General features: G+C 64.2%; 14 protein-coding genes. 11 read left to right on the forward strand and 3 right to left on the reverse strand.

Features of this window, described 5'->3' with window-relative positions; all coding sequences use genetic code 11:
• The first annotated feature begins 115 nt into the window (after positions 1-115).
• Both dnaQ and DFS21_RS23200 read left to right on the forward strand, forming a co-directional pair.
• Positions 116-871, forward strand: coding sequence for a DNA polymerase III subunit epsilon (dnaQ, locus tag DFS21_RS23195; RefSeq protein ID WP_102683692.1), 756 nt, complete (start codon positions 116-118; stop codon positions 869-871).
• 142 nt (positions 872-1,013) lie between these two features.
• Complete coding sequence (locus DFS21_RS23200; protein WP_110703525.1) at positions 1,014-3,254, forward strand: Orn/Lys/Arg decarboxylase N-terminal domain-containing protein; 2,241 nt, start codon at positions 1,014-1,016, stop codon at positions 3,252-3,254.
• On the opposite strand, the gene DFS21_RS23205 is transcribed toward DFS21_RS23200, so the two are convergent.
• Positions 3,238-3,456 carry a hypothetical protein gene (locus DFS21_RS23205; RefSeq protein ID WP_028690532.1) on the reverse strand — a complete coding sequence of 73 codons (219 nt, stop codon included), beginning with the start codon at positions 3,454-3,456 and terminating at the stop codon, positions 3,238-3,240. The genes DFS21_RS23200 and DFS21_RS23205 overlap by 17 nt on opposite strands.
• Positions 3,457-3,614: 158 nt before the next feature.
• On the opposite strand from DFS21_RS23205, the gene DFS21_RS23210 reads away from it, so the two are divergent.
• On the forward strand, positions 3,615-4,175 hold the full coding sequence (locus DFS21_RS23210) for an NADPH-dependent FMN reductase (RefSeq protein ID WP_110703527.1): 561 nt from the start codon (positions 3,615-3,617) through the stop codon (positions 4,173-4,175).
• Between the two features lie 90 nt (positions 4,176-4,265).
• Here DFS21_RS23210 and phnX read toward each other — a convergent pair whose 3' ends face one another.
• Both phnX and DFS21_RS23220 read right to left on the reverse strand, forming a co-directional pair.
• Positions 4,266-5,093 (reverse strand): phosphonoacetaldehyde hydrolase, encoded by an 828-nt coding sequence (gene phnX, locus DFS21_RS23215; protein ID WP_110703529.1) that lies wholly within the window; start codon positions 5,091-5,093, stop codon positions 4,266-4,268.
• A 33-nt stretch (positions 5,094-5,126) separates the two neighbouring features.
• Complete coding sequence (locus DFS21_RS23220; RefSeq protein ID WP_111533222.1) at positions 5,127-6,233, reverse strand: 2-aminoethylphosphonate--pyruvate transaminase; 1,107 nt, start codon at positions 6,231-6,233, stop codon at positions 5,127-5,129.
• A 113-nt stretch (positions 6,234-6,346) separates the two neighbouring features.
• Here DFS21_RS23220 and DFS21_RS23225 point away from each other — a divergent pair, with 113 nt between their 5' ends.
• The 8 genes from DFS21_RS23225 (at position 6,347) to DFS21_RS23260 (ending at position 22,314) form a co-directional block, all read left to right on the forward strand.
• Positions 6,347-7,210: a LysR substrate-binding domain-containing protein gene (locus DFS21_RS23225; RefSeq protein WP_110703533.1), complete on the forward strand. Its 864-nt coding sequence runs from the start codon at positions 6,347-6,349 to the stop codon at positions 7,208-7,210.
• A gap of 57 nt (positions 7,211-7,267) precedes the next feature.
• Positions 7,268-8,311 (forward strand): AraC family transcriptional regulator, encoded by a 1,044-nt coding sequence (locus DFS21_RS23230; RefSeq protein WP_110703535.1) that lies wholly within the window; start codon positions 7,268-7,270, stop codon positions 8,309-8,311.
• Between the two features lie 49 nt (positions 8,312-8,360).
• Positions 8,361-12,872 carry an NEL-type E3 ubiquitin ligase domain-containing protein gene (locus tag DFS21_RS23235; RefSeq protein WP_158539578.1) on the forward strand — a complete coding sequence of 1,504 codons (4,512 nt, stop codon included), beginning with the start codon at positions 8,361-8,363 and terminating at the stop codon, positions 12,870-12,872.
• A gap of 91 nt (positions 12,873-12,963) precedes the next feature.
• On the forward strand, positions 12,964-17,427 hold the full coding sequence (locus DFS21_RS23240; RefSeq protein WP_110703539.1) for an NEL-type E3 ubiquitin ligase domain-containing protein: 4,464 nt from the start codon (positions 12,964-12,966) through the stop codon (positions 17,425-17,427).
• 118 nt (positions 17,428-17,545) lie between these two features.
• A complete protein-coding gene (locus DFS21_RS23245) occupies positions 17,546-19,192 on the forward strand; it encodes an AMP-binding protein (protein WP_110703541.1) in 1,647 nt (548 codons plus the stop codon).
• A gap of 12 nt (positions 19,193-19,204) precedes the next feature.
• Positions 19,205-19,972 (forward strand): SDR family NAD(P)-dependent oxidoreductase, encoded by a 768-nt coding sequence (locus DFS21_RS23250; protein ID WP_110703543.1) that lies wholly within the window; start codon positions 19,205-19,207, stop codon positions 19,970-19,972.
• Between the two features lie 12 nt (positions 19,973-19,984).
• Complete coding sequence (locus DFS21_RS23255) at positions 19,985-21,178, forward strand: acetyl-CoA C-acyltransferase (RefSeq protein ID WP_110703545.1); 1,194 nt, start codon at positions 19,985-19,987, stop codon at positions 21,176-21,178.
• A gap of 8 nt (positions 21,179-21,186) precedes the next feature.
• Positions 21,187-22,314: an acyl-CoA dehydrogenase gene (locus tag DFS21_RS23260; RefSeq protein ID WP_110703547.1), complete on the forward strand. Its 1,128-nt coding sequence runs from the start codon at positions 21,187-21,189 to the stop codon at positions 22,312-22,314.
• Position 22,315 lies beyond the last annotated feature (1 nt).

A 22,315-nucleotide genomic window follows, 5' to 3' on the forward strand; every position in this document is an offset into this window, starting at 1 on the left:
ACGAGATGAGTGCTGGCTGCGTGGGAGCGGGCTTGCCCCGCGATGACCGCAAAACGGCCCCGATTTCGTTATACTCCCACCCCCGAATTCAAGCACCGCCAGTTGGAGTCCCCGCGTGGAGCAGCAGCAAGACAAACGGTTCGTCATCCTCGACACCGAGACCACCGGCATGCCGGTGGCCGAAGGCCACCGCATCATCGAGATCGGTTGCGTCGAGGTCGTGGGCCGGCGCCTGACCGGGCGGCACTTCCATGTCTACCTGCAGCCCGACCGCGAGAGTGACGAGGGCGCGATCAACGTCCACGGCATCACCGACGCTTTCCTGGTCGGCAAACCGCGTTTCGGCGATGTGGCCGAGGAGTTCTTCGAGTTCATCCAGGGCGCCACCCTGGTCATCCACAACGCGGCGTTCGACGTCGGCTTCATCAACAACGAGTTCGCCCTGATCGGCCAGCAGGATCGTGCCGATATCTCGCAGCATTGCCCGATCCTCGACACCTTGATGATGGCGCGCTCGCGCCACCCGGGGCAGCGCAACAGCCTCGATGCCCTGTGCAAACGCTACGGCATCGACAACTCCGGCCGTGAGCTGCACGGCGCACTGCTCGACTCGGAACTGCTGGCAGACGTCTACCTGGCGATGACCGGTGGCCAGACCAGCCTGTCGCTGGCGGGCGAGGGGGCGGGCGACGAGGAAGGGCAGGGCGGTACCGGCAGCGAGATCCGTCGTATCGTTGGGCGTGCGCCGGGGCGGGTGATCCTGGCCAGCGAGGAAGAGCTCGAGGCCCATGCCGAGCGGCTGGCGGCCATCGCCAAGTCGGCGGGTGGGCCGTCGATGTGGCAGGCATTGACCGAGCCAGCCGCCAGCTGACTCGAAGGCAGGACCGGCCCATCGCTGGCAAGCCAGCTCCCACAGGGACCGCATCCAGCGCTGCACCTTGTGAGCCGGCCTGGCGATGACAGCATCACACTCGACTACCCTGAGGGAAATTACCCGCAGAGGTAGCCGCCCGATGTACAAGGACCTGCAGTTCCCGATCCTCATCGTCCACCGGGCCATCAAGGCCGACAGCGTCGCCGGCGAGCGGGTGCGCGGCATTGCCGATGAACTGGCGCGTGACGGCTTCGCCATCCTTGCCGCCGCCGACCAGGCCGAAGCGCGGCTGGTGGCTGCCACTCATCATGGCCTGGCCTGCATGCTGATCGCCGCCGAGGGCGTCGGCGACAACAGCCACCTGCTGCAGAACATGGCCGAGCTGATTCGCCTGGCGCGGCTGCGGGCGCCCAACCTGCCGATCTTCGCCCTGGGCGAGCAGGTCACTCTGGAGAATGCCCCGGCCGAGGCCATGGGCGAGCTGAACCAGTTGCGCGGCATCCTCTACCTGTTCGAAGACACCGTGCCGTTTCTCGCCCGCCAGGTGGCGCGGGCCGCGCACAACTACCTCGACGGCCTGCTGCCGCCGTTCTTCAAGGCCCTGGTGCAGCACACCGCGCAATCCAACTACTCCTGGCACACACCGGGCCACGGCGGTGGCGTGGCCTACCGCAAGAGCCCGGTGGGGCAGGCCTTCCATCAGTTCTTCGGTGAAAACACCCTGCGCTCGGACCTGTCGGTCTCGGTGCCGGAACTGGGCTCGCTGCTCGACCACACTGGCCCACTGGCCGCCGCCGAGGCGCGGGCGGCACGCAACTTCGGCGCCGACCATACCTTCTTCGTCATCAATGGCACCTCCACCGCCAACAAGATCGTCTGGCACGCCATGGTCGGGCGCGGTGACCTGGTGCTGGTGGACCGCAACTGCCACAAATCGGTGGTGCATGCGATCATCATGACTGGCGCCATTCCTATCTACCTGTGCCCGGAACGCAACGAACTGGGCATCATCGGGCCAATCCCGCTCAGTGAGTTCAGCCCGGCGTCTATCCAGGCGAAGATCCAGGCCCATCCGCTGACCCAGGGAAAGCCTGCAAAGATCAAGCTGGCCGTGGTCACCAACTCCACCTACGACGGCCTGTGCTACCACGCCGGGATGATCAAGCAGGCACTGGGCGCCAGCGTCGAGGTGCTGCACTTCGACGAGGCCTGGTTCGCCTACGCTGCCTTCCATGAATTCTTCGCCGGCCGTTACGCCATGGGCACGCCGCGTGCCGACGATGGGCCGCTGCTATTCAGCACCCATTCCACCCACAAGCTGCTGGCGGCCTTCAGCCAGGCCTCGATGATCCATGTGCAGGACGGTGCCAGCCGCCAGTTGGACCGTGACCGTTTCAACGAAGCGTTCATGATGCATATCTCCACCTCGCCGCAATACAGCATCCTCGCTTCGCTGGACGTGGCCTCGGCGATGATGGAGGGCCCGGCGGGGCGTTCGCTGCTGCAGGAGATGTTCGACGAGGCCCTGAGCTTTCGCCGGGCGCTGGCCAACCTGCGCGAGCACCTCGCCGCCGATGACTGGTGGTTCAGCATCTGGCAGCCGCCGACGGCGCAGGCCGGCGAGCTGCAGGCGGCGGACTGGCTGCTGCAACCGGGGGCGGAGTGGCATGGCTTTGGCGGGTTGGGCGACGACTATGTCTTGCTCGACCCGCTCAAGGTCACCCTGGTGATGCCGGGCGCCGCTGGCGCAGCGGAGGGCCATGGAATTCCCGCGGCAGTGGTGGGCAAGTTTCTCTGGGAGCGCGGGCTAGTGGTGGAAAAGACCGGCCTGTACAGCTTCCTGGTGCTGTTCTCGATGGGGATCACCAAGGGCAAGTGGAGCACGCTGCTCACCGAGCTGCTGGAATTCAAGCGCCACTACGACGCCAATACCGCCCTGGCCGACTGCCTGCCCAGCGTGATGGTGGAGCAGCCGTCACGCTACCAGGGGCTGGGGCTGCGCGACCTGTGCCAGCAACTGCACGGTTTCTACCGTGGCAATGCCACATCCAGGCAGCTCAAGCAGCTGTTCACCCGTTTGCCCGAGGTGGCGATGACTCCGGCCGAGGCCTATGACCGGATGGTGCGCGGGGAGGTGGAGGCGGTGCCTATCGAGCATCTGCTGGGCCGGGTCGCGGCGGTGATGCTGGTGCCCTATCCACCAGGGATCCCGTTGATCATGCCGGGCGAGCGCTTCACCGAGGCGACCCGCTCGATCCTGGTCTACCTGGACTGCGCCCGGGCCTTCGACCAAGGCTTCCCGGGCTTCGTCGCCGACGTGCACGGCCTGCAACGGGCAGGACAGTTGTACACGGTGGACTGCGTCAAGGAATGCGAATGATCTCGACGCCGGTCTGGGCCAGCTCGAAGCGGTCGTCGCCCAGGTGGTTGACGCGGTCGCCGATAGCCAGGCGATAGCTGGTGACCGGCGCGCCGAGGGTGCTGCCGTCGGCCTGCAGTGTGGATTCCTGGAACTCGTGGACGGGGTAGATACGGCCTTCGGCGTCGCGGGCGTGGAACTGGCCGACCATTACTGCTGCCATTTAGGTGGAAACCTCTGAATCGTGTAAGAAATGTCTGTAGGCATAGACCAGTGAATCGCCCGGGAAGTTTTCAGCCGAATGGAAAAAAAAACGGGAGCCGAGGAATGGTCATCTATAACTAACAGGTCCCATTCCCAGAGCAGAGGTTGCAAAACGCCATGAGCCAGGTCTATTCGGTAGCGGTCGTCGTCGGCAGCTTGCGCAAGGACTCCTACAACCGCAAGGTGGCCCGCGCGCTGTCTGAGCTGGCACCGTCCAGCCTTGCCCTGCGAATCGTCGAGATCGGCGACCTGCCGTTGTACAACGAGGATGTCGAGGCCGAGGGCGCTCCCGAGGCGTGGAAGCATTTTCGCGATGAGATCCGCCGCAGCGACGCGGTGTTGTTCGTCACCCCGGAGTACAACCGTTCGGTGCCGGGGGGGTTGAAAAATGCCATTGATGTAGGATCGCGTCCCTATGGGCAGAGCGTGTGGGCTGGCAAGCCGGCGGCGGTGGCCAGCGTGTCGCCGGGGGCGATCGGCGGGTTTGGTGCCAATCATGCCGTGCGCCAGTCGCTGGTGTTCCTCGACATGCCGTGCATGCAGATGCCCGAGGCTTACCTCGGTGGGGCGGCAACGTTGTTCGATGACAGTGGCAAGTTGAGCGACAAGACCCGGCCGTTCCTGCAGGGGTTCATCGACAAGTTTGCCTCGTGGGTGAAGCTTAACCGGGCGGTCTGATCCCCAGACGGCATCGCGGGGCGAGCCCGCTCCACGCCAGCCTGGGCCAAGCGGCGTGTGAGCGGGCTTGCCCCGCGATGATTCTCTACTTCATGCGCTCTGCGGCATCTCCCCCTTGGCCAACCGCCGGTTGATATCGGCGATCACCTCGGGCAGCTCGTTGATGGTGTCGATCAGGTAGTGCGGGCGCGACCCTGCAAACATCGCGTGAATACGCTTGCGCTCGCTCTCCAGCTTTTCCGCACTCAAGGCCTGGTAACCTTCCCAGGTCAGCCCCAGGGCATTGCCCGAGCACACCAGCGCCACGGTCCACATCCCGGCGCGGCGGCCTTCGAGAATCCCCGGTACGGTGTCGTCGACCTTCACGCAGGCGGCCACATCGTCGATGCCCAGGGCAATCACGTTGGCCAGCGCCTGGGCGGGCCACGGGCGACCGTTCGGTGTCTCGTCGGTGGCCACCACGTGGTCGGCCACATAGCCGTTCTGCGCTGCCAGCTCGACCACCTTGTCCATCACCACCTTCGGGTAGCCCGAGCATGAGCCGATCTTCAAGCCGTCCTTGCGCAGGCCGGTAAGGGTGTCCAGCGCGCCGGGGATCAGCGCCGAGTGCAAGGCGATCTTCTCGATCTGCAGCGGCATGAAGCGTTCGTAGATGGCGGTGACGTCATCATCGCTCGGCGTGCGGCCGAACACCTTGCGGTAGCGCTCGGCGATCTCGGGCACGTCGCACAGGGTACGGATATGGTCCCATTTGCCCATGCCCATCGGCCCACGGGCCTCCTCGATGGACACCTGAACGTCGAACTCGGCGAAAGCCTCGACGAAGATCTGCGTGGGGGCGAAGGAGCCGAAGTCGACCACGGTGCCGGCCCAGTCGAGGATGGCGGCTTGCAGCTGGGTAGGGTTGCTGTAGTTCATGTGCGCAGTTTCCTTGAATTGGGTAGGCAGAGGTCAGATGTCCAGTACTTCCATTTCCCGCAGCACCTCGGCCACGGCGTTCACGGCGGCCTGCATGCCCTCGGCGCCGACCACGCCGATGCAACCGACACGGAAGGTCTCGACCTGGGTTAGCTTGCCGGGGTAGAGGATGAAGCCCTTGGCCTTGACCCGCTCGTAGAAGTCCTTGAACTGGTAGCGCGCATCGTTCGGGGCGTGGAAGGTGACGATGATCGGTGCCTGGATTTCTGCGGGCAGGAAGCTGCGCAGGCCGATTCGGGCCATGCCATCGAGCAGGGTCTTGCAGTTGTCGGCGTAACGCTGGTGGCGGGCAGTCAGGCCGCCTTCCTCACTGTACTGCTGCAGCGCCTCGTGCAGGGCGGCAACCACATGTGTCGGCGGGGTGAAGCGCCACTGGCCGGTCTTGGCCATGTAGGCGTGCTGGTCGTGCAGGTCCATGGCCAGCGAATGGGCGTTGCCTTCGGCGGCGGCCAGGGCGGCTTTTTCGGCGAAGACGAAGCCCATGCCCGGCACGCCTTCCAGGCACTTGCCGGAGGCGGCGATCAGCGCTTCGAAGGGGATCTGTCGGGCATCGATCGGCAACGCGCCGAACGAGCTCATGGCGTCGATGATCAGGCGTTTGCCGTGGCGCTGGACCACCTGGGCGATCTCGGCCAGCGGGTTGAGGATGCCGGTACTGGTTTCGCAGTGGATCAGCGCCACGTGGGTCACGGCGGGGTCGGCGGCGAGCAGGCGGTCGACGTCGGCGGCGGTGGTCGGCTGGTCCTCGGCGGTCTCGAAGGTGCTGTAGGCGCGGCCCAGTACCTTGCAGATCTTTGCCAGGCGCTGGCCATAGGCGCCGTTGATCAGCACCAGCACCTTGCCGTCGCGCGGCACCAGGGTGCCGATGGCCGCTTCCACGGCGAAGGTGCCGCTGCCTTGCAGCGGTACGCAGTGGTGGCTGGCGGCGCCGTCGATGATCGCCAGCAACTGCTCGCACACGCTGGCGGTCAGCTGGTTGAAGTCGCGGTCCCAGGAGCCCCAGTCCACAAGCATGGCCTGGCGGGTGCGCAGCGATGTGGTCAAAGGACCGGGGGTCAGCAGGATGGGGGCGTTGCTCATTCCGTGGTTCCTCACTTGCGGTGGGCTGGAAACTAGTGGGGTTAGGTTGCAATTCGCCGAGTCATCAATCAAATTGTTTGTAGATATGCCAGCCATAAGTCAGGCCGATAGATATGAACCTGTTCCAGCTCCGTGCCTTCGATGCCGTCGCCCGCGAGGGCAGCTTCACCCGTGCCGCCGAGCGCCTGTTCATCAGCCAGCCGGCGGTGACCGGGCACGTGAAGGCGCTGGAGGAGCACTACCAGATCACTCTGCTGCGGCGCACCGCCCGGCGGGTCGAGCTGACCGAGGAGGGCACGCGCCTGGCGGCCATCACTCGAGCCATGTTCGGTCTGGCCGAGGAGGCCCAGGCCATGCTCGAGGCCAACCGACAGTTGCTCACCGGACGGCTGGAGATCGCCGCCGATGGTCCGCACCGGGTCATGCCGATGCTGGCGCAACTGCGCGAGCGTTACCCGGGGATCACCGTCAACCTGCGGCTGGGCAATGCCCAGGAAACCTTGGCCGCATTACTGACCGAACATGCCGATGTGGCGGTGCTGACCGAAATCGAGCCACGCAAGGGGCTGCACCTGCAAAGCCTGTGCGAATCCCGCCTGTGTGCCTTGCTGCCGGTAGGGCATGCCTGGGCCACGGCCACCGACGACTTGCCGCTGGCCGAGCTGGACAAGCAGATCATGGTGCTGCGCGAACCCAGCTCGACCACCCGGCGCACCTTTGACAAGGCCTGCGCCGAGGCCGCGGTGCAGCCGCGGGTACTGCTGGAGCTGGGCAGCCGCGAGGCGGTGACCGAGGCCGTGGCGGCAGAGCTGGGTATCGGTGTGGTGTCGTCCACCGAGGTGGCGCATGACCCGCGGGTGGTGGCGCGGCCGTTGAGTGGCGCCGGGCTGGTCAACCAGCATATGGTCGGTTGCCTGGAGCGGCGCCGCGAGCTGCGCCTGATCCAGGCGTTTCTGGGCCTGGCGGCCGGCCTCTGATGGCTGTTTTCAACGGTGCGGCCTAAGATGGCCGGCAATGTGACGACAGGACGGTCGATGAGCGAGAAAGACACCATCTCCATGCAACTGGTGCGCGAGGCGCTGTTGCAGACGTGCCCGGCGGGTCCCGATACGGCATTGCTGGCGCGTGCCGGTATCGATGCCGGCCAGCTTGACCTGCCCGAGGCGCGTGTCGGCGCCGAGGCCTATGCCCGACTCTGGCGCCTGCTGGCGCGTCGCTGCAACGATGAGTTCTTCTCCATGGATTCGCGCGGCCTGCGCAGTGGTAGCCTGGCGTTCCTGTGCCGGGCGAGCATGGCACAGCCGACCCTGGCCGCTGGTATAGAGACCGCGCTGGCGTTCCTTGGCCTGATGCTCGAGGACCTGCAGCCAAGCCTGGTGCGCCAGCAGGGCCTGGCCGAAATCGTCATCAACGAGCCGCGTGACGTGCCACGCCGTGCGTTCACCTATTTCACCTTCTGGATGATCGTGCACGGTGTGGCCTGCTGGCTCGCCGGGCGCCGCATCCCGATCCTGGCCATCGAGTTGCGTTGTGCCGAGCCGCCATTCTGCGACGACTATCGGGTGATGTTCTCGGAAAACCTGCAGTTCGACCGGCCGCGCACGCGCATGATCCTCGCCGCCGATTGCCTGGACCTGCCATTGCGCCGCCACCCGGAGGAGTTGCAGCGGTTCCTCGCCGAAGCACCGGGCAACATCCTGGTCAAGTACCGCGACCCGGCAAGCCTGGCCCGGCGCCTGCGCGGCGACCTGCGTGGGCGGGACCCGGCCAGCTGGCCGGATGCCGAGGGCTTGGCCAGCGGCCTGTGCATGTCGGTATCGACCTTGCGCCGTCGCCTTGCCGAGGAGGGGCAGACCTACCAGGGGCTCAAGGATAGTGTTCGCCGCGAACTGGCCATCGCCTGGCTGGCCGACCCGGCCGTCGGGCTGGGCGATATCGCCGAGCGCCTCGGCTTCGCTGATAGCAGTTCGTTCTACAAGGCGTTTCGCAAGTGGTTTGGTTGCAACCCTGGCCAATACCGCTCGGTGGCGTTGGGGCAGGAAGGTTCCGGGGCCGTGGTTCCCGCTGCCCAACCCTGAGCGCTGTGATCAAAGTCTGGGCCTCCCTAACTTCTGATGGATGTCCAGCATGACCTCACCGATAGCCGCTTCGAAGGAAGGGGCCCATGCCACCAAACTGGCACATGCCACTGACGACTTCATCGCCGAGCACTTGCCCGGCTGGCTCAAGGAGGCTGGGACAAGTGGGATCGATCGGCTGCGTGGCAGTGCCCGGACGCATGGCGAAACCCAGGTGCAGCTCTCCGAGGTGTTGGACAAGCTCGAACCACTGGATCTGTTTTTCAAGCGCAAGCTGCAGGCAGAGGTGATCTCGCCACTGAAACTGACTGTGGGGGTGTCGGGGTTGCACTGGCGTGAAGGCCGTGGCAGGTTCGTACCGCCACAAGACCCGCTGGATATGCCAGGGGTCGATGTTCAATACCCTCTGGAAACCGTTGAGCAGCGGCTGATGCGCAATTTTGAGGCCAATGCCCACTTTTTCGAAGGCACAGGGCTGGTTTCGAAAGAGGGGACGCTGGTCTTCGATGATACCGACCGCCTCGTCGAACGCTGCCGCCAGGCCGATATCGGCAGGCAGTACCAGCAGCATCTGAGCGGGGTCTTCACACCGGCAGTGCGCGGTCGACTAGCCCGGGACAAGCGCCATGGGCTGGCGCTGGCCCTCGATATCGCAGTGCTGAAACAGCAAGTGCGGCCCGTGGATGAAGCACTGTGGCGCTTGATGCTGGACGACAGGCCGCTGATGCACCTCGAGGGAACGACGGTCCGGGTCTGTCGGCTTACGGTGATGGGGTTTGCAGTAACCGACGGCCTTGTGCTCGAGGTATCGGGTTCATGGCTGCCTGGGGGGTTGCCAGGGCAAGTCGAACCGATACAGGCGTTGTTGCTTTACCTTCCTGCAACGTCTTTACCGATCCAGCGCTTCGACTCTTGGGCAAGCTTGGGCATCGCGTTGGGGCGAGCACTGCGCAACGAGCATTACCGCCAACGTTTCATCCATCGGCTGGCTGTCGCCGACCGTGCCATCTTTCTATCGACGCTGAGCCAGCGCCTGGCCGATGCCCACACCGACCTGGAACCGGCCGGCAGCACGATGACCACCGATGTGTTCGAGCAGATGGCGCTTGACCTGGAGTCGCGTATCAAGGGCGATGCCCGGCAACTGCTGGTGCCCACTGCCGATGCCGATCACGCCGCCAGCAGCGCCCGCTTCAAGGCTTTGCAAGGCGTGGGCCTTTCTGTACTCAATTTGGCGGGGATGTTCGTGCCCGTGGTCGGTGCCTTGCTGACGACCCAGATGGTGGCGCAGATCGTTGGCGAGGTGTTCGACGGTGTGGGCGACTGGGCCCGGGGGCATGATCATGAAGCCCTCGTGCACCTGCTTGGGGTTGCTGAAACGGTCGCGGTCGCGGCGGCCCTGGGGGTTGCGCTGCACTCGGTGCCGCGTGCGTTCGAGCGCAGCGCGCTGGTCGATACGATGGTGCCAGTGCACAGCGACGGGCAGGCAATGCTGGGTACGGCTCAATTGGGCGATTATCGGGACCCGCAGGGGCCGCCTGCGAGCGCAACACGTCAGGCCAATGGCTTGCTGTGGAGTGATGGCCGGTTCTGGTGGACGGACCGACATGTCAACTTTGAAGTGCGTAGATCGGATGGGCAATGGTACTTGCGCCACCCGACGCGGGAATCAGGCGCGCATCCCCGCTTGCTGTACAACGGTGAGCGGGGCTGGCGTCTTGCCAGCCAGCGACCGCTGGAATGGCAAGGCGCCCAGTATCTGCTGGGATACCTGTGGCCAGAGGCGGTGTCCATGGCGCCGGCCAGGGTCGCGCAGGTGCTCAAGGTCGCGGGAGTGGATGAGCCCCAATTAAGACGTTTGCTGGTTGAAAATCGGGCGTTACCGGTGCAATTGCGTGACACTCTCGAGCGGTTCTCTGTCGGTGCCCGTATCGAGGCCTTTATTGTACGGGCAGGTGCTGGTAGCGCCATCGACGAAGATGAGGCATTGCTTCAAGCGTGCCGTGAGCTGCTCGCTATCGGGTCTTTGGATGCGCATGCGCAACTGGACGCCATCGTCGAGCACGCCGCGCAGTTAAGGGAGGCGTTGCTGGACCGCCTTTCGCTAGCGTACCTGACTGAAGATTCGCTGCAATCCTTGATCCAGCGGGATTTTCCCGGCCTGCCGGACGCCTATGCCTTGCACTTGCTGGCACAGGCCAATGACGAACAGCGCGTGGTGATGACCCAGTCGGCGCGCATTCCGCTGGCGCTTGCTGAGCAGGCTCGGCTGTTGTTGCAGACTGCCCGGCTCACGCGTATTCGCGAAGCCCTGTATCTGCCGGGCAGCTATCGTGACGAGAGCGTCGAGTTGGTATTTGCATTACTGCGCCGTCATGCTGGTTGGCCGGTTTCGTCGAATCTGTTGCTGCGCCGTTCGGCACATGGCGGGCCAGTTCTGTCTCGACTTTACCCTGGCGACGAGGCCATCGTGCTGGTGCGCAAGACGGGCGGTTTTGAACTCTACACGGAGGATGGGCGGGCTCTGGGCCGCCAGCCGCAGGCGCCAGCGGACCTGTGCGAAACGCTCGTGGCATGCCTGCCGACACAATGGGGTTTTGCCCAGCGCTGGCAAGGTCCAGAGGCAGCGCAGAGGATACGTGAAGACTTGCAGGCTTGGTTGCCGAGCGACCGTGAAGCGTTGGTCAGGCTCATGGGGATCCGTGAGATCAAGCCGTTCTTCAACCCGATGGTGCGGGTGGACGACGGGCTTCTCGGCTATCCGTTGAGCGGTCGGGGCGTGGCCCGAGGGCATTCCGAGCGATGGTTGCGTGATGAAATTCGTGCCTTGTACCCAAGCTTCGATGATGCGTCGGTCCAGACATACCTGGAGCAGATTCTCGACCTGCCTGGCTCACCGTTTACCCGTTTGCTCGAACAACGCCGGGCCTATCATGCCCTGGTCGATGCGATGGACAGTTGGGTTGCCCAGGAAACGGACGCTCACCTCGCACAGGTTCGACGCCTGATCGCCAGCCAGTTGCGACGTTGCTGGCGCAGGGAAGGCGAGCGATTGCTGGACATCAATGGTGACCCTGCCGGGATGCGATTGTCGTTGGTTGGCCTGCATGTAGGGGCGCTGCCGTTGTTGCCTGTCGGTGTGGAGTTCGTCCATGTGACTGACCTGATTCTCGTTGGTTTGCAGCTAAGCGAGATGCCGGTGGGGTTCCTGCGGGCGTTTTCCAGCGTCCGCTGGTTGAACCTGGGTAACAATCGTCTTGGCCAGATTCCGTCGGAGCTCACCCACATGCCTCGACTCAGGACCGTGCGTCTGCCCCGCAACCGTATTCGGCTGGATAGTGGCGGTGAGCAAGTGCTTGGGGGACTTGCCCGTCTGCACACGCTTGACCTGAGCGGCAACCGGCTACGCCAGGTGAATCTTGCCTTTGCGTCTTTTGTGCATCTGCGCGAAGTCGGTCTGCGCGATACCGGCTTGCTTGAGTGGCCGGCCGGGCTGCAGCACTGTCCATTGCTGCAGCATGCGGACCTGCGCGACAACCAAATCACCAGCTTGCCGGAATTTGTCTTCGCCTCGCCTTGGGCCTATCGGCAATGCCTGGCACTGGCAGGCAATCCGCTGGCCGCGAGGGACTTCCGGCGACTGGCTGAGCCGCGTGAGCCCGTGGCTGTCTTCGCGGCGTCACTGCAAGGTGCGCAGCCTTGGCATCAGGGATTGGAAGCTGGTGCATTGACGCGGCAGAGGGTGCAATGGGCTAGCCTGCAGGCCGAAACCGGTAGCAATGATCTGTTCGCCTTGCTCGATGAGCTCACCGGCACCCGCGAAAACCAGCGGGTACCGCAGGACCTGCGCAGGCGTGTCGGGGTATTGCTGGATGCGCTTTGGCAAGACAGCGGTTTGCGTGAGGATGTCTTCACACTGGCCAGTGATCCGCGTTCGTGTGTCGACAGTGTGATTTCGTGCTTCAGCGCACTTGAAGTGCGGGTACTGGTGTTTCGCACATTGCGGGGTTTGGCTCCAGGCGAGGGAGAGGGCGTGCGTTTAGGTTTGGCGGGTCGGTTGTATCGTCTGGACCGTGTCGAACACCAGGCGCGCCTGCACATGCAGAGACTCGCGCATGGCTTGGCGGAGGGTGAGGGGGGCGTCGACGAGGTCGAGGTTAGTCTCGCCTACCGTATTGGTCTGGCACAGGTGCTGAATCTGCCTGGACAGCCGCAGACCATGCAGTTCTTCAACCGTGCCCAGATAAGCCAGGCCGACCTCGACAATGCCAGGGTCGCGATACTCGTGGAGGAAAGAGGTGCTGGACTGGCGCTATTTACAAGCCAGCGCGATTTTTGGCTCGACTACCTCAGGCAAGCGCATGAGGGGCTGTTCGAACAGGCAGAGCAGCCGTTTTGGGCTCAGGAGGAGCAACTCTACGACAGGCGCCAGGCGTTGAGCGATAGGGCTTATCTGGAGCACAGCACCCAGCTTTCTGGTGAACGCCAGCAGACGGTTGCGGCGTTGGCTCTGCGTTTGACGCAACAGGCGTTGGCGGCTCACCCGGGCCACTTTGGCTGAACCAACCCTTTGACTGCCTGGTACTTTTCCCCCTGCCGTGGCCAGGGATGCGACGTCATCGTGATGCCTCATTACTTCGGAGACTTCACGGATGAGCCAGAACCACCCGCCTGCCGAGGCCATGCAGGCAAAGATCGGCAATGCGACCGATGACTTTATCGCAAGCCGTCTGCCGACTTGGCTGGCCAGGGCATCACGCGGGCAGATCAGGACGTTACGGGCAAGTTTCGCCAGGCACAGGAGCAGCCAGGAAAAGTTGCGCAAAGCGACGCTGGACCTGATTCCCCCCCAGGCGTTTGCAAAGAAGAGATTCGAAACCCTGTTGCCCGACGGCCTCAGTGTGGACCAGTTGCTGTGGCGTGAAGTGGTACTGCGCAACATCACACGGTTTGCGAACTTGCAGACACCGCAGATGGAGGTGGGCGAGCGTGTGCAACCGGCCTTGCTGAGGTTGATGCAGAACTTTCACGAGGGCGCGAACTATTGGGCCGGTACTGGCCTGGTCAACGCCAAGAACAATGTGCTGGTTTACCAGCAAACGGACAAGCTGGTGCGCGACGTGCGTGAACTGGATGTCGGCAATCAGTATCAGGCGTTGCTGGCAAGCGTGCTCGTAGCCGCGCGTGCAGAGCTCGTCCAGGACAAGCGCGACGGCCTTGCGCTGGCCACCGAGATCGCGGCCTTGAAGGGCCAGGTGACGGCCTATGAGCAGATCGTGCTGCGAGCACTGGCCAAGGGCGAAGAGGCCTATGGCAGCAATCTACGCGCTCAGGTTGGTGTGCTGAAGATACTCGACCAGGTCATCTTCGACGCGTTGGTCGTCTACTTGCACACGGTCGACGGCAAGGAAGCGGGGGTCATCCTGTACTTGCCCAGCGACCCGCAGCGGGCGTTGCGAAGCTTCGCGTCGCGCCAGGCACTGAGCGACGCCCTGGCAGGGCAATTACGTCAGACGGCTTACCGCCAGTACTTCGGCAGCCTGGTCAGCCTTGGTGCGCGCGCGGCATTTCTCTCGAGACTGGAACTGCGCCTGCGGGATGAACGAACGGACCTGCAGCTCGATAGCCATACGCCAGATGGCGACACCTTCGAGGTGGTGGTCCAGCAGCAGATCGAGCGCGTCAAGGCGGATGCGTTGTTGTTGCTGGTACCGACCGCGCAAGCCGACCAGCAGGCGTCCAGAGCCCGGCTCGACACTTGGAAGGCCGTCGGGCTTGGGTTGTTCAATCTGGCGGGGCTGTTCATTCCGGAGGTCGGTGCCATCCTGCTCGGGCAGTTCGTGGTGCAAACCTTGGCGGAGGTCTACGAGGGGGCGATGGACTGGCACCATGGTCATCAGCACGAAGCGTTGAATCATATGCTCGGGGTTGCCGAGAATGTGGCGGTCGGTGCGGCGATCGGCGTGGGCGTTGGCCTGGTGCGCAGTGTGTTTGTCGATGAGCTGGTGCCGGTCAGCACGGAGAATGGACTCCGACTGTGGCATGACGATTTGCAGGCCTATGCCGTGCTGCGGGATGAGGAAGCGTTGCAGGGTGATGGCCTGTATGGCGACGGTGAGCAGCGGCTGATGCGCGATGGCGATCGCTACTACCAGATACACAGAGCCAGGCCAGATGGCCCGTGGCGTCTGCGCCATCCCGCGCGCGAGGGCGCCTATGGCCCGGTTGTCGAGCACAATGGCGAGCGTGGCTGGAGGCTGCGGCAGGCACATCCTTTGCTGTGCCAGGACAACAGCATCATGCTCAACAGCCTTTGGCAGCCGGTGAAGCCATTCGACGCGGCGCAGGCGGAGCAGATACTGCGGTGCTCCGGCCTCGACCAGGAGGCGTTGCGCGGCCTGCTGGTGGAAGGGCGGCGGGTACCTTTCAATCTGCGCGACACCTTGCAGCGTTTCGAGGCACATGCGCGCATCGAGGCATTCTTCGAGCATCTGGGCGGCGATGCATTGTCGCCCGAGGAAGGGGCATTGCTGCAATGGTGCGAGGCACGATTGGGCAAGCTGGGGCAGGGCATGGCATTGCGTTCGGCATTGATGCTCGAGGCACCGGTCCTACGTGGCGAGATGTTGACGTACCTGACCCAGGCGCGAGCCTCCGACGATCCGCTACTGGCTTTGCTCAGACGAGATTTCCCAGGGTTGCCCGAGCTGTACGCGCAAGCAGCCGTGAGCGATGCCAGCGATGCGCAGCGCTCGCTGGCAACCAGCGAGCAGCGGCTGCCGTTGGGGCTGGCTGTCCGGGCACGGACCTTATTGCGTCTGAGCCGGCTCAATCGCGCAGTCGAAGGGCTCTACCTGCCGGAGGCTTATCATGACACCTGCGGTGAGCTGCTGTTGGAGTCCTTGCGTACCCTGCCTACATGGCCGCACAGCGTTAACGTGCAATTGCGTGAAGGCTCCGCCACGGGGCGGATCATCGCGCAGATATTTCCCGATGCGAGCGCATCGAGGGATTTCAGTCTGGTGTTCAAGCGGGGGCGGTTCTCACTCTACGGTTCTCTGGGCGAAATGCTGCCTCTGGTCAACGCTCAGGCCGCTGATATTTTCGATGCGCTCTCGGCGGTGCTGACAGCGGATCACTTGCAGGCAATGGGGATTGCCGACGGCCAAACCCGCGAGCCATTGCGCAAGTATCTGCTCGGGCGATTGCCCTCTTCGCATGAAGACCTCGCCCAACTGCTGGGATTACCGCCCAGCGCGGGCTGGATCAACCCTGGCCACCGTCTGCCGGATGGTCGTGTGGGATATCCACTCAGTGGGCGGCCTGGTGGTGGAAGTCCTCCCCGGCAGCGAATGCTTACCCGGTTGCGCGGTATATACCCGGGGCTTGATGACCAGCAACTCGAGCAGGAACTGGAGCGGCTGCTGCGGCTTGACGGTCCGGTCTTCCAACACCTGGCGAACCTTGAGGACGACGCAGAGCAGTTGGAGATGTACCTGAACCGGTGGGTCAGCGCCGAGCTCAACCCCGCCCGGCAAAGCGTGCGCGAGCGCTTCTCGATGAGCCTGCGGCGCGCCTGGCGCTTGCAAGGCGAGCCCATTGCGGCCGTGGGTGCGGTGCCTGCTGGACAGCGCTTGAACCTCATCAACCTGCAGGTAAGCACGGTCCCGCCGCTACCGCCGCAGGTGGACTTTTCCCGCGTGACCGCGATGACCTTGGCTGACGGAAGCCTGACGCATGTTAACACGGAGTTCCTGCGCTGCTTTACCGCCTTGCGAGAGTTGAACATCAGCAGTAACCAGCTCCTGCAAGTGCCGCAGGGGCTCGCCTCCCTGGTCGGGTTACGCCGCTTGCGCCTGGCGCACAACAACATTCGTCTGGACCGCACCACCCTTGATGCACTCAATGGGTTGCCCCAATTGACGCATCTGGACCTGAGCTACAACCCGTTGGGAGCCTACCACTTCCGCTACGATCAGTTGTCGCACCTGGTTGACCTGAACCTGCGTCGCACTCGCCTGGTCGAGTGGCCATCGCAGATGGAGCTTTGCCAAAGGCTCGAGCGTGTGGATCTGCGAGACAACGATCTGGTTACGGTACCTGCACCGATACTGGCAATGCCCAACGTCCGGCGCCGAGCCTTTCTGGTGACGGGCAATAACCTGAGAATGCGCGATCTTCAGGGGTTGTACGCCTTGGACCTGATTCAGGAACACCACCATCTACCACAACCGTTGAGGGTGATCGATCCGATACTGACGCGCCAGGCCTGGATCGCCTCTGAAATTGAGGCAGACAGCAGCGCCAAGGCAATGCAATGGGACACGCTCCAGGGTTTACCGGGTAGCGATGGTCTGTTCATGCTACTCGGCCATCTGCGCCATACGGCCGATTACACCAATGCCCGAGAGGTGCTGAACCGGCGCGTCTGGCGGTTGCTTGGCGCACTGGCGCAGAGCGGCGGGCTGCGGAAGACGGTGTATGCCTTGGCGGCGCTGCCGCTGAGTTGCGAGAACAGCATTGCCGATCGGTTCAGCGAGCTGCTGATTCAGCAAGTCGTGAATAGAGCGGAGCATAATTCCTTGCATGAGCGTGGCGATGAACTGCTGGCATTGGGGCGTGGCCTGTTCCGCCTGGAGCAGGTCGAGCTGTTTGCCCGCCAGGACATCCTGGCGCGAATCACCGAGGGTGAGGATGTCGATCAGATCGCAACCGGGCTATGCTACCGTGTGCAATTGCGCGAGAGGCTGGGTTTGCCTGAACAACCCCACTCGATGTTGTTCGCCGAGGCCGCGGCGGTCGATGCCGCCCAGCTTGAAGCGGCGTTCAGGGCGGTACAGGTTGCCGAGGCGGCCGGTGGCCTTGCCGAGAGCCTCAGTCAGCGCCAGTTCTGGCAGCATTATCTGCGCGAGCGTCATCAACAGGTGTTCGACGCCCTCGAGCAGGTGTATGCCGACCGTCGTGCGCTGTTGCTTGGCCGCCAGGTGCAGTTGCCGCCGGCGCAGTACAGCCAGTTAGTGGAAAGCCTGGAAATCGACAGGGCCTCGGACGAGCATGCGCAGATGCTGCAACTGACCCGTGAGTTTGTCATGGGGCGCGAGCGTGGGCGGGGCTGAGCCAGGCCAAACCGGTCATCCAGATTGACAGCTTTGGCCATTGCCGCGTGAAGTACGTGGCGCGAACATCGTCGGACCGATGGTTCAACTCCAAAAACAAGAAACCAGGAGTCCGACAATGCGCGATTATGCCGAGGCTGCTCGCTCGTTCGACCATGCCCGGGCCGCCGATGCGGCGCTGCATGGCAACTTCGAGGCCCTCAACGCCTGTGTCGAATGCTGCGACCGGCACACCGGCGGCGACCAGCCCGCCCTGATCTGGGAAGACCGTGACGGTAACAGTGGGCGTTACAGTTTCGACCAGTTGCAGGGTATGGCGAGCCGCCTGGCCAATGTGCTCAAAGACCAAGGGGTCCAGGCCGGCGACCGGGTCGCCGGGCTGATGCCGCGCACGCCCGAGTTGCTGGTAACCATCCTCGCCACCTGGCGCCTAGGTGCGGTCTACCAGCCGCTGTTCACTGCATTTGGCCCCAAGGCCATCGAGCACCGCCTCGAGCAGTCCCATGCCAAGGTAGTGATCACCGATTGCAACAACCGGCCCAAGCTCGATGACGTGGCGGATTGCCCGTTCATCATCACGGTCGGGGCAGGCAATGGCGAGCTGGATTTCCACCAGGCGCTGGAGGCTGCGAGCAGCGTCTGCGAGCCCGTGATGCGCCGCGGCGACGATCCGTTCCTGCTGATGTTCACCTCCGGCACCACGGGCCCGGCGAAGCCGCTGGAAGTGCCACTGCGGGCCATCGTCGCCTTTCAGGGCTACATGCGCGATGCCATTGGCTTGCGTCCCGAGGACAACTTCTGGAACCTGGCCGACCCGGGCTGGGCCTACGGCTTGTACTACGCGGTCACCGGACCGCTGTCACTGGGCCATGCCACCACTTTCTACGATGGACCGTTCAGCGTGGAGAGTTGCGCACGGGTCATCGACAAGCTCGGCATCACCAACCTGGCCGGTTCACCCACGGCCTACCGCTTGCTGATCGCTGCAGGCAGCACCTTCTCGGCGCCGATCAAGGGCCGCCTGCGGGTGGTCAGCAGCGCTGGCGAGCCACTGAACCCCGAAGTGATCCGCTGGTTCGCCGGCGAACTGGGGGTGACCATCCACGACCACTACGGCCAGACCGAGCTGGGCATGGTGTTGTGCAACCATCATGAACTCGAGCACCCGGTGCACATGGGGTCGGCCGGCTTCGCCATCCCTGGCCACCGCATCGTGGTGCTCGATGAGCAGGGCAACGAACTGCCCGCCGGCCAGCCCGGCATCCTCGCGGTGGACCGCGAGCAGTCGCCGCTGTGCTGGTTTGCCGGCTACCACGGGCTGCCGACCAAGGCGTTCGTCGGCAAGTACTACCTCAGTGGCGACACGGTCGAACTGAACCCGGACGGCAGCATCAGCTTCGTTGGCCGCAGCGACGATGTGATCACCACTTCCGGCTACCGGGTCGGGCCGTTCGACGTGGAGAGCGCGCTGATCGAACACCCGGCGGTGGTCGAGGCGGCGGTGATCGGCAAGCCCGACCCGGAGCGCACCGAGCTGATCAAGGCCTTCGTGGTGCTCGGCCAGGGCTATCAAGGGAGTGCCGAGCTGGAGGAAACCCTGCGCCAACACGTGCGCCAGCGCTTGTACGCCCACGCCTACCCGCGTGAAATCGAATTCGTCGGCGAGCTGCCCAAGACCCCAAGCGGCAAGCTGCAACGCTTCATCCTGCGCAATCAGGAAATCGCCCGACAACAAGCCGCGCAGCCGATCGCTGCGGGCGTCTGAAGGAAAATCACCATGCAAATCCAGAACAGACACTTCATCGTCAGCGGCGCGGCCTCGGGCCTGGGCGCCGCCACCGCGCAGATGCTCATCGAGGCCGGCGCCGAGGTCATGCTGGTCGACCTGAATGCTGCGGCAGTTGAGGCCAAGGCCGCCGAGCTGGGCACAAATGCCCGATTCGCGGTGGCCGACATCAGTGACGAACAGGCGGCCAAGGCGGCCGTCGCTGCCGCCGTCAGCGCCTTCGGCAGCCTGCATGGTCTGGTCAACTGCGCCGGCATCGTCGGTGCCGAGAAGGTCCTGGGCAAGAACGGCCCGCACGCCCTGGGTAGCTTCGCCAAGGTTATCAACGTCAATCTGATCGGCAGCTTCAATCTGCTGCGCCTGGCTGCCGCGGCCATGGCAGAGGGGCAGTCGGACGAGGGCGGTGAGCGTGGCGTGATCATCAACACGGCCTCCATCGCCGCCTACGATGGGCAGATCGGCCAGGCGGCCTATGCCGCCTCCAAGGGCGCCATCGCCAGCCTGACCTTACCGGCCGCCCGTGAGCTGGCGCGTTTTGGCATCCGTGTGATGACCATCGCCCCAGGCATTTTCGAAACCCCGATGATGGCCGGCATGACCGAGGAAGTGCGAGCTTCGCTGGCTGCCGGGGTGCCGTTCCCGCCGCGCCTGGGCCGCCCGCAGGAATACGCGGCACTGGCCCGCCATATCATCGAGAACAGCATGCTCAACGGCGAGGTGATCCGCCTCGACGGCGCGCTGCGCATGGCTGCCAAGTAAGGAGCAAAGAACATGACCCTCGCCAATGATCCGATCGTTATCGTCAGCGCCGTGCGCACGCCCATGGGTGGCCTGCAGGGCGACCTCAAGAGTCTGACCGCCGCGCAGCTGGGCAGCGCGGCGATCCGTGCCGCCGTCGAGCGCGCCGGCATCGATGCCGCCAGCGTCCAGGAAGTATTGTTCGGCTGCGTGCTGCCGGCTGGCCAGGGCCAGGCTCCGGCACGCCAGGCGGCACTCGGCGCCGGGCTCGACAAGCACACCACCTGCACCACGCTGAACAAGATGTGCGGCTCGGGCATGCAGGCGGCGATCCTGGCCCATGACCAGTTGCTCGCCGGCAGCGCCGACGTCATCGTCGCCGGTGGCATGGAGAGCATGACCAACGCCCCGTACCTGCTGGACAAGGCCCGCGGCGGCTACCGCATGGGGCACGGCAAGATCATCGACCACATGTTCATGGATGGCTTGGAAGATGCCTACGACAAGGGTCGGCTGATGGGCACTTTCGCCGAGGACTGTGCGCAGAACGGTGCATTCAGCCGCGAGGCCCAGGACAACTTCGCCATCGCTTCGCTGACCCGGGCGCAGGACGCCATCAAGAATGGTCGCTTCGCTGCCGAGATCGTCCCGGTGGAAGTCACCGAGGGTAGGGAAAAGCGCGTCATCAAGGATGATGAACAGCCGCCGAAAGCGCGCCTGGACAAGATCCCGCAGCTCAAGCCGGCGTTCCGTGAAGGCGGTACCGTCACTGCGGCCAACTCCAGTTCCATCTCCGACGGTGCTGCGGCGCTGGTGCTGATGCGTCGCTCCGAAGCCGAGAAGCGTGGCCTGAAACCTCTGGCGGTGATCCATGGTCATGCGGCTTTCGCCGACACCCCGGCGCTGTTTCCGACAGCCCCCATAGGTGCCATCGACAAGCTGCTGGAACGCACCGGTTGGAGCCTTTCCGAGGTCGACCTGTTCGAGATCAACGAGGCCTTCGCCGTGGTCACCCTGGCGGCGATGAAACACCTCGACCTGCCCCACGACAAGGTCAACATCCATGGCGGCGCCTGCGCCCTGGGCCACCCGATCGGCGCCTCGGGCGCGCGTATCCTGGTGACCCTGCTGTCGGCCCTGCGCCAGAACAACCTGCGTCGTGGCGTGGCGGCCATCTGCATAGGCGGTGGCGAAGCGACGGCCATGGCCGTCGAATGCCTGTACTGAGGTGAATCATGCTGGTAACTGACGAGCAACAACAGATCGCTGACGCAGTGCGGGCGTTTGCCCAGGAGCGGCTGAAGCCGTTCGCCGAGCAGTGGGACAAGGAACACCGCTTCCCCAAGGAGGCCATTGAGGAAATGGCCGAGCTTGGCCTGTTCGGCATGCTGGTGCCGGAGCAGTACGGTGGCAGCGAAACAGGATATGTGGCCTACGCCATGGCTCTGGAAGAGATCGCCGCCGGCGACGGCGCCTGCTCGACCATCATGAGTGTGCACAACTCGGTGGGTTGCGTGCCGATCCTCAAGTTCGGCAGCGAGGCGCAGAAGCAGCAGTTCCTCGCGCCGCTGGCCAGCGGTTCGATGCTCGGCGCGTTCGCCCTGACCGAGCCCCAGGCCGGCTCCGATGCCAGCAGCCTGAAGACCCGCGCTCGCCTGGACGGCGACCATTACGTACTCAATGGCAGCAAGCAGTTCATCACCTCCGGACAGAATGCCGGGGTGGTGATTGTCTTCGCCGTCACCGACCCGGATGCCGGCAAGCGCGGTATCACGGCCTTCATCGTGCCCACCGATGCACCGGGTTACCAGGTGGCGCGGGTCGAGGACAAGCTCGGCCAGCATGCTTCCGACACCTGCCAGATCATCTTCGACAACGTGCGCGTGCCGGTGGCCAACCGCCTCGGTGAGGAAGGGCAGGGCTACAAGATCGCCCTGGCCAACCTCGAAGGCGGACGGATCGGCATCGCCTCGCAGTCGGTGGGCATGGCCCGCGCCGCCTTCGAAGTGGCCCGCGACTACGCCAACGAACGCCAGACCTTCGGCAAGCCGCTGATCGAACATCAGGCCGTGGCTTTCCGCCTGGCCGACATGGCGACGAAAATCGCCGTGGCGCGCCAGATGGTGCTGCACGCCGCCGCGTTGCGCGACGCCGGGCGCCCGGCGCTGGTGGAAGCCTCGATGGCCAAGCTTTTCGCCTCGGAAATGGCCGAAAAGGTCTGTTCGGATGCCTTGCAGACGCTTGGCGGTTATGGCTATCTGAGCGACTTCCCGCTGGAGCGCATCTACCGCGACGTGCGGGTCTGCCAGATCTACGAAGGCACCAGCGACATTCAGCGCATGGTCATTGCGCGCAATCTTTGAA

Source organism: Pseudomonas sp. 2848, assembly GCF_003253945.1.
Lineage (GTDB): Bacteria > Pseudomonadota > Gammaproteobacteria > Pseudomonadales > Pseudomonadaceae > Aquipseudomonas.

Coding starts and splice junctions, on each gene's coding strand:
- DFS21_RS23245 (WP_110703541.1), top strand. CDS start 17,546: ATGCGCGATTATGCCGAGGCTGCTCGCTCGTTCGACCATGCCCGGGCC.
- DFS21_RS23230 (WP_110703535.1), top strand. CDS start 7,268: ATGAGCGAGAAAGACACCATCTCCATGCAACTGGTGCGCGAGGCGCTG.
- DFS21_RS23200 (WP_110703525.1), top strand. CDS start 1,014: ATGTACAAGGACCTGCAGTTCCCGATCCTCATCGTCCACCGGGCCATC.
- DFS21_RS23235 (WP_158539578.1), top strand. CDS start 8,361: ATGACCTCACCGATAGCCGCTTCGAAGGAAGGGGCCCATGCCACCAAA.
- DFS21_RS23220 (WP_111533222.1), bottom strand. CDS start 6,233: ATGAGCAACGCCCCCATCCTGCTGACCCCCGGTCCTTTGACCACATCG.
- DFS21_RS23210 (WP_110703527.1), top strand. CDS start 3,615: ATGAGCCAGGTCTATTCGGTAGCGGTCGTCGTCGGCAGCTTGCGCAAG.
- DFS21_RS23255 (WP_110703545.1), top strand. CDS start 19,985: ATGACCCTCGCCAATGATCCGATCGTTATCGTCAGCGCCGTGCGCACG.
- DFS21_RS23250 (WP_110703543.1), top strand. CDS start 19,205: ATGCAAATCCAGAACAGACACTTCATCGTCAGCGGCGCGGCCTCGGGC.
- DFS21_RS23225 (WP_110703533.1), top strand. CDS start 6,347: ATGAACCTGTTCCAGCTCCGTGCCTTCGATGCCGTCGCCCGCGAGGGC.
- phnX (WP_110703529.1), bottom strand. CDS start 5,093: ATGAACTACAGCAACCCTACCCAGCTGCAAGCCGCCATCCTCGACTGG.
- DFS21_RS23205 (WP_028690532.1), bottom strand. CDS start 3,456: ATGGCAGCAGTAATGGTCGGCCAGTTCCACGCCCGCGACGCCGAAGGC.
- DFS21_RS23240 (WP_110703539.1), top strand. CDS start 12,964: ATGAGCCAGAACCACCCGCCTGCCGAGGCCATGCAGGCAAAGATCGGC.
- DFS21_RS23260 (WP_110703547.1), top strand. CDS start 21,187: ATGCTGGTAACTGACGAGCAACAACAGATCGCTGACGCAGTGCGGGCG.